11 protein-coding genes and 2 tRNA genes are annotated in these 11,547 nt (G+C 41.6%); 6 read left to right on the top strand and 7 right to left on the bottom strand.

From position 1 onward, the window contains the following. Positions 1 to 3 precede the first annotated feature (3 nt). The 4 genes from ENH88_RS03610 to nudE form a co-directional block, all read right to left on the bottom strand. Positions 4 to 80: transfer RNA gene (locus ENH88_RS03610), tRNA-Met, on the bottom strand. A gap of 157 nt (positions 81 to 237) precedes the next feature. Continuing rightward, positions 238 to 314, bottom strand: a tRNA-Met gene (locus ENH88_RS03605). 242 nt (positions 315 to 556) lie between these two features. After that, a complete protein-coding gene (gene cysQ, locus ENH88_RS03600; RefSeq protein ID WP_304179606.1) occupies positions 557 to 1,354 on the bottom strand; it encodes a 3'(2'),5'-bisphosphate nucleotidase CysQ in 798 nt (265 codons plus the stop codon). Further along, complete coding sequence (gene nudE / locus ENH88_RS03595; protein ID WP_304179604.1) at positions 1,347 to 1,919, bottom strand: ADP compounds hydrolase NudE; 573 nt, start codon at positions 1,917 to 1,919, stop codon at positions 1,347 to 1,349. Before nudE ends, cysQ begins: the two co-directional genes overlap by 8 nt. Before the next feature lie 61 nt (positions 1,920 to 1,980). Here nudE and yrfG point away from each other — a divergent pair, with 61 nt between their 5' ends. Then, on the top strand, positions 1,981 to 2,631 hold the full coding sequence (gene yrfG, locus ENH88_RS03590) for a GMP/IMP nucleotidase (protein ID WP_304179602.1): 651 nt from the start codon (positions 1,981 to 1,983) through the stop codon (positions 2,629 to 2,631). On the opposite strand, the gene ENH88_RS03585 is transcribed toward yrfG, so the two are convergent. Then, positions 2,628 to 3,251 carry a dUTP diphosphatase gene (locus tag ENH88_RS03585; protein ID WP_304179599.1) on the bottom strand — a complete coding sequence of 208 codons (624 nt, stop codon included), beginning with the start codon at positions 3,249 to 3,251 and terminating at the stop codon, positions 2,628 to 2,630. The two genes, yrfG and ENH88_RS03585, sit on opposite strands and share 4 nt — an antisense overlap. Positions 3,252 to 3,371: 120 nt before the next feature. Here ENH88_RS03585 and ENH88_RS03580 point away from each other — a divergent pair, with 120 nt between their 5' ends. Continuing rightward, complete coding sequence (locus tag ENH88_RS03580) at positions 3,372 to 4,013, top strand: peroxiredoxin-like family protein (protein WP_304179597.1); 642 nt, start codon at positions 3,372 to 3,374, stop codon at positions 4,011 to 4,013. Positions 4,014 to 4,043: 30 nt separating this feature from the next. On the opposite strand, the gene ENH88_RS03575 is transcribed toward ENH88_RS03580, so the two are convergent. Continuing rightward, on the bottom strand, positions 4,044 to 4,412 hold the full coding sequence (locus ENH88_RS03575) for a YacL family protein (RefSeq protein ID WP_145242569.1): 369 nt from the start codon (positions 4,410 to 4,412) through the stop codon (positions 4,044 to 4,046). A gap of 113 nt (positions 4,413 to 4,525) precedes the next feature. Further along, positions 4,526 to 4,750: a hypothetical protein gene (locus tag ENH88_RS03570; RefSeq protein WP_013463755.1), complete on the bottom strand. Its 225-nt coding sequence runs from the start codon at positions 4,748 to 4,750 to the stop codon at positions 4,526 to 4,528. A gap of 315 nt (positions 4,751 to 5,065) precedes the next feature. Here ENH88_RS03570 and uvrD point away from each other — a divergent pair, with 315 nt between their 5' ends. The 4 genes from uvrD (at position 5,066) to ENH88_RS03550 (ending at position 11,295) form a co-directional block, all read left to right on the top strand. Beyond that, positions 5,066 to 7,231: a DNA helicase II gene (gene uvrD, locus ENH88_RS03565; protein ID WP_064668529.1), complete on the top strand. Its 2,166-nt coding sequence runs from the start codon at positions 5,066 to 5,068 to the stop codon at positions 7,229 to 7,231. Continuing rightward, positions 7,209 to 9,302, top strand: a complete 2,094-nt coding sequence (locus ENH88_RS03560) for a GNAT family N-acetyltransferase (protein WP_304179584.1) — start codon at positions 7,209 to 7,211, stop codon at positions 9,300 to 9,302. Before uvrD ends, ENH88_RS03560 begins: the two co-directional genes overlap by 23 nt. After that, positions 9,271 to 10,380: an ABC transporter substrate-binding protein gene (locus ENH88_RS03555; protein ID WP_304179581.1), complete on the top strand. Its 1,110-nt coding sequence runs from the start codon at positions 9,271 to 9,273 to the stop codon at positions 10,378 to 10,380. The genes ENH88_RS03560 and ENH88_RS03555 overlap by 32 nt, the downstream gene beginning before the upstream one ends. A 66-nt stretch (positions 10,381 to 10,446) precedes the next feature. After that, complete coding sequence (locus tag ENH88_RS03550) at positions 10,447 to 11,295, top strand: chemotaxis protein (protein ID WP_304179579.1); 849 nt, start codon at positions 10,447 to 10,449, stop codon at positions 11,293 to 11,295. Positions 11,296 to 11,547: the final 252 nt, after the last annotated feature.

Below are 11,547 nucleotides of genomic sequence, written 5' to 3'. Positions count from 1 at the left end.
AATTGGTTGCGGGAGCCGGATTTGAACCGACGACCTTCGGGTTATGAGCCCGACGAGCTACCAGGCTGCTCCATCCCGCGCCTGTATATTTTAAGTCTATCGACTACTTAATTTTATCTCTTAAGTTAGAGTTTACAGTAACCATATCTTTAGAATAATTGGTTGCGGGAGCTGTGAAAGGTGAAGAGTGAACCGACGACCTTTTAAAACTTCCAATGCACCAAACCTATGAAGAATTGGTTGCGGGAGCCGGATTTGAACCGACGACCTTCGGGTTATGAGCCCGACGAGCTACCAGGCTGCTCCATCCCGCGCCTGTATGTTTATAGTCCCAGAGTCGGATTTGAACCGACGACTTTCGACTTCAGGTTTAAGCAGTCCGGCGAATGATTTATCATTCTGCTCCATCCCGCGCCTGTAATTTCTTATTCAACAATTTCGCGTTATTTGCGAGCCTGTTTCGAAGAGAGCGCTATAGTATAGGAATCATATTATAATGCAACAGTTAAACTGCTTAAAGCTGTTCAACCGCACAAAAAGCAAACAAACAGGGTAATTAAACGGCTCTTTGATGCGGATTTATCATTTTTTGCCATTCCCAATCGGGGTGTCCCATTACAATGAAGTCAGGATTCTCTGTACTCTCACGTTGATTATAGGTCAGCGGGTTAAACTCAGCATCAGTAATACAGCCCCCCGCTTCTTCAACAATTATTTGCGATGCTCCCGTATCCCACTCTCCAGTTGGCCCGATCCGTAAAAAACAATCAGCTTTACCTTCAGCGACAATACAGGCTTTTAAAGAACATGAACCAACAGCAACCGTTGTGAACTGCATATTTAAGTACTGACTTACTGCTTCAATCTTTTGGCGACGACTAACCGCCAAAGTTAAGTTATCTGGAGTGGCAACATTAATTTGTTGGTCTTTACCATCTATACGCTTAAATGCGCCATTTTGATAACAGGCAAAATAAGTGGTTGCTTTCGCAGGCCAATAAATCACCCCAAGCACTGGGCGATTGTTTTCAATCAAAGCGATATTTACCGCAAAGTCACCGCTTTCTAAAATAAATTCTCCAGTGCCATCCATAGGGTCGAGTAACCAGTAACGCTGCCAATCTTGCCTATCTGCTAAAGCAGGGATGGGTGTCTCTTCTGACATTATAGGAATATCTGGCGCCAGCGCTTTTAATCCAGCAACTAATACATCGTTAGCGGCTAAATCGGCTTTAGTGACGGGTGTGTGATCTGACTTTTCTTGCTGACCAATATCATCTTTCTTGTAAATAGCCATAATTGCAGCTCCTGCGCTTTGCGCAAGCTCAATACATGGCTCAAGTAATTCAATCATCCGCAGCTCCTGATTCTAAATACTGAGTTAATAATAGCAAAGCTGCAACACTTCGTGCTTCTGTGAAGTCTGATTGTTGCAATAATGACTGCCAATCAGTTAATGGCCACTTAACAACCACTAAAGGTTCTGGTTCATCACCAGGCAAGGTTTGCGGATAAAGTTGCTGTGCAAATAAAATGTGCATGGTGGCATTAAAATAACTTGGCGCCATAGACACCGTTTTCAGTGGCTGTAATTGCTCTGCGCCAAAACCCACCTCTTCTTTTAGCTCTCGATTAGCTGCTTGCTCTGGGGTTTCGCCAGGATCTATTAACCCTTTCGGAAAGCCTAGTTGATAATCATTGGTGCCAGCGCAGTATTCGCGTACCAACAGCAGTTCATTATCAGCCGTTACTGGCACTATCATTACAGCCCCACGGCCACCGCCGCGGATCCGTTCATATTGACGCTGTTCGTCATTTGAAAATTTTAATTCAAGTGATTCCACCGTAAATAATCGACTCTTAGCAACGACTTCGGTGCTAAGGATCTGTGGTGGTGTTGGGTGCTTTTTCTGTGTCATTGGCATTAATTTGCTATCATGGCAGTTAGTTCAATAATAAACCCTATAAGATGAAATTCCTATGCTAAATTGGTCGAAAATCGATACAGTGCTATTAGATATGGATGGTACTTTGCTTGATCTCCACTTTGATACTCACTTTTGGCTTACCGTGATCCCCGAACAGCACGCCATTGTACAAAACATCAGCTTGGCGCAGGCTAAAGCTGATATTCTCAAACGTTATCAAGCGGTCAGCGGGCAACTTCAGTGGTATTGTTTAGAGTACTGGGAGCAACAACTTCACCTGCCAATTCTGGAGTTAAAGCGTCAACACCAGCATTTGATCAAAGTACGTGAAGATGTACCAGAATTTTTAACTGCATTACGAAAAGCAGGTAAAGAGTTAATCTTACTGACCAATGCACACCCGGAAAGTGTGATGCTTAAATTTGAACAAACCAACATCGATAATTATCTCGATGGCGTGATCTCAACGCATCAATATGGTGTAAGTAAAGAGCACCAACCATTATGGCAGCAAGTACAAGCTGAGTTAGGTTTTAAGAAACAACGAACGTTATTTGTTGATGATAGTTTGGCCGTGCTAAATGCAGCTAAAGAATATGGTATTGGCCATTTATTAGCGGTTGCAAACCCTGATAGCAAACAACCGCACAATGAAATCAGTGACTACTTAAACGTGACCGATTTTCGTACTCTGCTCCCTTAGTTTTTCGGGTAACGAGCCTCTAAGCCTTGGTAAACAAGCTTTGCGAAATCAGCATGCTCAGTATCAAGGCTTTTAACCACCTCAACTAAATGCTCATTATCTTCTTGGCCATTCCACACTTTAATATAGCTACCCTCTTTATAACCATGATCTTGGCGGAAAAAGTTAAGCGTATTCTTACCAACATAGCCACGATATAAATCATCGATATCCATGCCTATTTGCGCCATACAACCAGCAAATGCCGCTGCATTAAAAGTTTTTTCTGCGACAGCTGATGCTGCTAGAGTCTCTAACGTTTGTTTGAAATCATCGCCTTGTTGCGGTGCGCTTAATTGTTGCTCAAGCTGCTTAGCTAGCTCCAAGTAGCTAGTCTCACCATCAATGCGTAGCGATAAACCAAAATGAAAAATATCAACCAGTTCTAAAATAACTTGCTCGGTATCTGGAGTTTGTTTTTTCCACCATTTCCAACCGTAATGATCAAGCATTTCTGCACATTCAACCCAAATAGCACGATACCATTCAAAGCCTTGGCTAAACCATTGCTCATGCACTTTGGTGTTCATCGCATTTTGCATTTCTAGCATCACCACTAGTTTATTTAAATTGGCAGACATATCTCTTCCAGTTACTATTTTAATTGCAGTAATAATACAGGTAAGTGAGATCTAATGAAATTATTTCTCCAATTAGCCTATCTTATATACCACACGTTTAAAAAATTATTAGAGACTTACATGTTAAAAGCAATCCTACGCGCTTGTTCATTCGCAATTACTGTATCAATGGCTACATCAGTGGCTGCTGCAACGGCTACAAATATTGCGGATCAGGCTGAAAAAGTTAGTCCATTGATGCCCGGCTTAACAGTGCCAGCAATCGCACTGAAAGATAAAACAGGTAAAAATGTTACTTTAGCTGAACGTTTTGCTGAAAAAACGACGGTGCTTATCGTATACCGTGGTGGTTGGTGCCCATATTGCTCGAAGCAATTAGCGAATGTGCAAAAAATTGAAGCTGAACTCGCTGACCTAGGTGCGCAAATTATTGCAGTATCACCAGATAGTCCAGAAAAATTGGCTGAAAGCAAAATAGATTCACCAAATTATCAGCTACTTTCTGACGATAGCCTATTACTTAGCCAAGCGCTTGGTTTAGCTTTTTACCTTGATGATAAAACCGCGACTATTTATCGTAATAAACTAGGGGTAAATTTTGTGTCTCTTGATGGTAAGGCGAAGGTAGCCTTACCTGTGCCGGCAGTTTTTGTAATTGACCAGAAAGGTTTAGTGCATTTTCAGTACGCAAACCCTAATTATAAAGTTCGCCTTACTGAAAGCTTACTATTAGCGGCAGTAAAATCTGTATCTGAGCAATAGCGTAATTAGCAGAGGGTTTTAACCCTCTGCTTACCTGCCGGTGGTAAATTCTTGCCATGAATTAATCAGATCTACAAAATCTTCAAAACCACAGCCACTGCTTAAACCATTTTCTTCGAGCATCAGTTCATCATCTTGATAAGCAAACAAGTCTTCAGAATCTTGGTGCAAGGCATGGGCTTCAAAAATGGCTTCATCTTTATTTAAAATCAAATCAATTTCTTGGCCCTGTAGCGTTAACGGCTCAAAACTACTTGATACTGAGGCTATTAAAGCCTGTACCATGGCAATTTTGTCTTTGCCGATCTCTTCATTTAACCAACGACCAATAACCGCATGTTCACTGCTAATTTTAATCCGCAGGCCACTGATTGGATCGCGTATAAATTGGTATTCCATAACTTTACCTAAATACAACTAATGCTCGGGATTATACCCTAGTCAGTGCTGAATAAATAAAGCCAGATACAAAAATAGCGCCATAAGGCGCTATTTAAGCATAATCAATTTAGCTAGCCGCCTGAGCGATAGCGTGCAGCATCAATAATTGCCCATAAATGGAACACGGCACCTATTACTGCTGGAACCACTAAGAACCATAGCGCATAACCGCCAAAAACCAGAATTGCAAAAACAAGCGCAGCTAAAATACGGCCCTGCACCAATTGCCCTAAACCGGGGAAAAAAATATTACATAGAGCGGCGATTACATTTCCGCCAGAACCTTGTTGAGACATACTAACCTCTGTAGTTTAATTAATTTTGTATTTGTAATTACTAGTTATACTTACACACTTTATGCCAATTTATTAAAGCTTACAAATCATACAGTTAAATTATTACCAATTTACCGCTTTGGTATTTTTTGCCAAATTTAGGTCAAATTAGCAACTTTAAATAAGTATTTTACTTACTCGCCCTGTATATATTATTAGCAATACAGTAACTTAATTGCCTATTTTATAAATAGCTGGTTATAAAAACAGTATTTTATTTAGCCTAACAAAAACACCTGTTATACTGCTTTTAATATTGATTGAAAAGGCGTGATGATGGACGTTTCAGAATTACTCGACGGTTTAAATGATAAGCAACGGGATGCAGTTGCTGCCCCACTTCAAAATATGTTGGTGCTGGCTGGCGCAGGCTCAGGAAAAACTCGAGTACTCGTTCATCGTATCGCTTGGCTGATGCAAGTAGAGCAAGCCTCTGCTTACAGTATTTTTGCAGTAACCTTTACCAATAAAGCTGCCAAAGAAATGCGAACCCGCGTTGAAGAGGCTCTTAAAGCCCCCGTCGGTGGTATGTGGATTGGTACTTTCCATGGCTTATCACATCGTATTTTGCGCGCCCATCACCGTGAAGCTAACTTACCAGAAGCGTTTCAGATTTTAGATTCAGACGATCAACTACGCATGATCAAACGCTTATTAAAAGCCATGAATATTGATGACAAAAAGTGGCCTGCGAAACAGTTTGGGTGGTATATCAGCGCCAAGAAAGATGAAGGCCTGCGCCCCAAAGATATCCAAGCTTACGACATCAACGAACAAATGATGCTCAAAGTTTACACCGCTTATCAAGAAGCCTGTGACCGTGCTGGATTAGTTGATTTTGCCGAAATATTACTGCGTAGTTTTGAGGTTCTAAAAAACAATCCAACATTGTTGCGTCATTACCAGCAACGTTTTGCCCATATGCTAGTAGACGAATTTCAAGATACCAACACCATTCAATATGCATGGCTTAAATTACTCGCCGGCGATACCAACAGCATTATGATTGTTGGTGATGATGACCAGAGTATTTACGGATGGCGTGGTGCAAAAATTGAAAACATCAAACGCTTTTTAACCGACTTTGAAGCCGAAACAATTCGCCTCGAGCAAAACTATCGTTCTACTGCCACTATTCTAAAAGCGTCTAATGCGCTTATTCAAAATAATTCAGACCGGATGGGTAAAAGCCTCTGGACCGATGGCAATGATGGCGAGCCTATTTCTGTTTATGCCGCTTTTAACGAATTAGACGAAGCCCGCTTTGTCAGCAGTAAATTGCGTAGTTGGCTCAATGCTGGTAATGCCTTACAAGATGCCGCAATTTTATATCGTAGTAACGCGCAATCGCGGGTGCTTGAGGAAGCCATGCTACAAGAAGGCTTAAAATACCGCATTTACGGCGGTATGCGCTTTTTCGAACGCCAAGAGATTAAAGACGCACTGGCGTATTTACGCCTTGTTGGCAATCGCCAAGACGATGCCGCTTTTGAGCGTGTTATTAACACCCCAGCCCGCGGTATTGGCGACAAAACCCTAAGCCATATTCGTGATTGTGCACGCAGTGAATCACTGCCGCTTTGGTACGCTGCAAAAGCCATTGTTGAGCAACAGCACCTATCAGGGCGTGCGGCTAGTGTTGTAACTAAGTTTGTTGAGCTGGTTGAGCACATTGAAGACAAAATTGGCGATCTCACGCTAGAAGAGCAAGCCAAATACGCGATTCAAACATCTGGTTTAATGGCGATGTATCAAGCTGAAAAAGGCGAAAAAGGCCGCGCTCGGGTAGAAAACTTAGAAGAGCTGATCAGCGCCTGTGGCCAATACGAACTCCCGGAAGATGAAGAGTTTAGCTCACCACTGCAAGGATTCTTGGCTTATACCTCCCTGGAGTCGGGTGATGGCCAAGCTGAAGAACATGAAGATGCCGTGCAAATGATGACACTGCACTCAGCGAAAGGCCTAGAGTTCCCGCTGGTATTTATGGTTGGTGTTGAAGAAGGCATGTTCCCATCACAGCAAAGTAACGAAGAATCAGGCCGCTTAGAGGAAGAACGCCGTCTTTGTTACGTAGGCATGACTCGCGCCATGGAAAAACTCTATATTAGCCACGCTGAAAGCCGTCGTCTTTATGGTCAAGAAAAATACCACAGCCCATCACGCTTTTTACGAGAAATGCCTGAAGATTGCATTGAAGAAATTCGTATAAAAACCCAAGTATCGCGCCCGCCTGCAGCTGGCCGATTTAGCTCATCGGTGAGCCATGCAGCATTTGAAGAAAGTGGCTTTAACTTAGGGCAGCATGTATTACATGCTAAATTTGGTATGGGAACAGTTATTAATTACGAAGGCAGTGGCGCTCAATCTCGCGTACAAGTGAATTTTGATGACTTTGGTAGTAAGTGGTTAGTAACTGTTTATGCACGACTACAAGCCATTTAACTCGTTAATAAGTAATATCCTACCGCAAATTGCCTATGCTAAACATAGGCAATTGCTACTCATTACTGGCGAACAAAACTGGTGTTATCAACAGGCTAATGAGTTACTCAAGCAACTTTGCCATCCGCTTGTTAAGGTATTATCAACTAGTGGCGAACTCACTGACAGTAGCTGGCCTGAACATACTCATCAAATTCTTGGCCAAGAATTTCAGTATGTTATTTATGACGGTTTTAGTGGCTTAGTGCCAGACAAATTTGCTGCTCTTAGTGGCACTGTTCAGGCTGGCGGTTTATTTATTTTATTATTACCAGAGCTGGCTGATTTACAGCATTGGTGCGATCCAGCCCTCGAGACCTTTCAATCATTTGCGCAACAACGCCAGCACAGTTACTTTAATCAACGTTTAGCGGGTTTACTCACCAATAACTCACTACTGCATTTTAGCCAAACTGAAGGTTGGCAACCACTTCCTAAAGTGAGCGCAGAAGCTGGCGTACTTTCACTTACAGAGCAACAGTATTGTGTTGAGCAAATAATTAAAACCGCAACGGGAAGAGCGAACCGGCCATTATTGATCAGTGCTGATCGTGGCCGAGGCAAATCTGCGGCACTCGGCCTTGCAGCAGCAAAGCTTAGCGATAAAAACATTATTATCTGTTCACAACAATTTACAGCTCTACATAGCTGCTTTAAACATTTTGCTGCTGAGCGAGGCTGCCATTATCAAGCACAACAAAAACAGCTCGCTAACTTACGTTACATTGCACCAGACCAGTTATTAAGTGAGCAGCCTCAGTGCGATGTACTGCTGGTTGATGAAGCCGCGGCAATCCCGGTGCCCATGCTTATCAAAATGCTCGATCATTATCCACGGATCGTATTTGCCAGCACTATGATTGGCTATGAAGGTAACGGTCGTGGCTATACTTTGCGCTTTAAACGCTATTTAGAAAAGCACTATAAAAATATGCGTAGTGTTAATTTAGAACTACCAATTCGTTTTGCCACAGCTGATCCGCTCGAACAGCATATTTGTAAACTCTTAGCCCTAGACGCAGACTATAAAAGCACTGAGTTTGATGATGCAGCACTTCAGTTTAGCGAACTCAACGCGACTGAATTGGCCAGTGATGAAGCGCTACTTCGCCAAGTCATGGGCTTATTGTCGTTAGCGCACTATCAAACTAGCGTGAATGATTTACGCCACCTACTGGATGCCACAGCACAGCGTATTTTTGTCTGCCAACAACGTGATACGCTTCTTGGGGTATGTTTAATTGCTATTGAAGGCGGTTTAAATACAACAATAAGTGAACAGATTGCCAGTGGCCAACGCCGCCCGCAAGGCCACTTAATGGCGCAAACCTTAGCGCAGTTAACCGTTGAGCCAAGTATACTCACCTTAAACTGCGCTCGTGTTGTCCGCATTGCTGTTGCGCCATCGCACCATAACAACAAGATTGGCTCAAAGCTACTTGCGCATTGCGAGCAACAATTAACTGCAAGCTGCCATTGGTTTGGTGCCAGTTTTGGTGCAAATGCCAGCTTACTAAAGTTTTGGCAAGCGGCGGGCTTTAATCTAGTCAAACTGGGGTTCAAACAAGATAAAGCAACCGCAGAGCATGCGGCACTGGTACTAAAAAGTTTAAGTCGAGACAATACCTTAAACGATCAACTAGAAAGCGAATTTCAGTCTGATTTTGCATTGCAACTACTCGATCATTTTAACCAACTAGATCAGCAATTAGTCGAACAAGTACTTACAGCTTTTATGCCACAGCAGGTAGATCGCCACTTAGATAAACGATTAAAATCTTTATTAACAACAGACTATCAATTACACGCCATAAAACCTTTACTATGGCGGACACTTTGGTGCACACCTCGCAGCCTGTTAACCTGCGATGAAAATACCAAATGCCTTTTTATTAGGCTAATATTACAAAACTGGTCACCTCAAAAGGCACAAACAGCTCTACAGATCAGCGGTAAAAAATCACTCGATAAACAATTAAAACAGGCTGTAACTAATTGGTATGAGCAATATTTACTTAAGAAATTACCTTAGTGTTGTTTTATTGCTGCTATTCTTTACCGGCCACTTTGCCTATGCCAAAAACAAACCCGTTATAAAACTAGGTATGTCTACCGCCTTAACCGGGCCTGCAAAACAAATTGGTGAGCAACTTTACCAAGGTAGTAATGTCTATTTTAACAAGCTAAATGAAAGTGGCGGCATCAATGGGGCTCAAGTGCAGCTTATTGTTGCCGATGATGGTTACGAGCCAAGGCGAGCAGTTCGTAATACTCGTCACTTCATTTATAAAGACCAAGTCGATGCGCTATTTGGAGCCATGGGCACACCAACAAGCTTCGCGGTTTCTGCTCTGCTTGAAAAGTTACAAACTCCTTATTTAATGCCTTACAGCGGCGCCGAATTTTTGCATTATCAGCCAAAAATGAATGTGTTTAATCTACGCGCCAGCTATGAAGATGAAGCTGACGAACAAATAAAATACCTCGTCGAAGAAAAGAATCACAGTCAAATTGGATTGTTAATTCAAGCGGATGAGTTTGGCTTCGTAGTAGAGTCAGGGCTAAGAAAATCGCTCGCTAAATTTAACCTAAAACCAGTTAAAGTCGCACGCTTTCAACGTAATAGCCATGATATTGCAAACGCCCTAAAAACACTTAAAGCCAGTGGCGTGACTGCCATTAGTTTAGTAGGTACTTATAAGCCATTATCAGAGTTTATAAATAACGCCTATGAGCAACAATTTACCCCTGAATACACTAGCGTTTCTTTTGCTTCAAGTTCAGACCTATTTGCGCGGCTTAAATACCCTAGTGAAGTGATGGTCACCGAAGTCGTGCCAAACCCACATAAATGCAGCGCCTATTGGTGCCGTGAATTCTTACAAGATATGGCACTGGCCAATATTAACAAACCAAATCGCATCCACTTTGAAGGCTATCTGAATGCAATGGTATTTACTGCTGCGGCACAACACTGCCCTCAACCACTGCAACATAATTGTTTGATGCAGCGCCTAAATATTATTTTCAGTGAAGATAAACAAATAAACGCGTTATTCATCAATAAAACTGATAAAAATAAACATATCGTCTACCGCTCTGTGCTGTAACAAAATAACTGCGTTTTCTAAATAATGTTCTATTCTTAATCTATCAATCTAGGAGATGAGGGCTGTATGGATTTAATTAATTTTAGGGTAGGCCAAAAGACGATTTCATTAAAAATTCTCGACATACTTTTAACTGAACGCTTTGAAGATAATTTAACCTCATTACCAAACGACAATAAAAGCTTTATTGGTGTTAAAGATTATATGGAAACCCCAACCCCGATCTTTGATTTAGGGATTATTCTTAATAAACAATCAACACAAGAAACCAATCAAGCATTGGTCGAATTATTTAGCGAGTGGCAACAAAAGCAACAACAATGGTTTGCTGCACTGGAAAATAGTATCAAGCATAAGCAACCCTTTGATCATAATACTGATGTTCAGCAATCAAATTTTGCAAAATGGTACAGTAACTTCAAAACTGAAAACGAAGATCTCAAAGCAATTATAGAGCGCTTTAAAATTCCCCACAGCCGACTGTACATGCGTGCAAATAAGATAATTGAGTTAGTAAAACAAAGCAATATAACACAAGCGATGACTGAGCTGAACATAGAGCGCAACAGTAACTTTATGCAACTCATCAGGTTATTTGAATCAGCGAAAGAACAGATCCTACTCGATCATAAGCCAATTATCATTTTTACCACTAAAGATGGTAGAAACCCTCACATCGGACTATTGGTCGATAAGGTTGAAGATAATATCAGCTATAAAAAAGAAGATATCAAACCTTTAGATAAACTTACAGATGTCGGTTTTGATATTGATCCGCAGACCAAAAATATGATGCGAGGATTGATTAAACTTGAACATAAACATAGCGTACTCATAGACCCAAGTGCTATTTTCAGACCACAACACTTAATGCATCAACACGCAGAAGAAACTGAAGAATATGGATTGTTTTAATTTGGAGCCTGGCGATGACGTAGTGCCCACAGCGGTAGAGAGCCACATACAAATGCGACACTATCATCGACCGGGGACATGCTAAGTGTGTTTTGTCGGACACTTACGTAATACCAATACTATTTATTAAGTGATCAAATTTGTCCATGCTCTAAAGCACATATGCTTAACGTTAGTAATATTTGAACGAAACACATTCCACGCTCTACTTACTTGCTCCACAATGTCGTCATAATCTGAAAAAGTACGATT

Origin of the sequence: Pseudoalteromonas prydzensis, assembly GCF_011050055.1 — a bacterium.
GTDB lineage: Bacteria > Pseudomonadota > Gammaproteobacteria > Enterobacterales > Alteromonadaceae > Pseudoalteromonas > Pseudoalteromonas prydzensis_A.
This window is presented reverse-complemented; position numbering and strand designations above follow the sequence as displayed.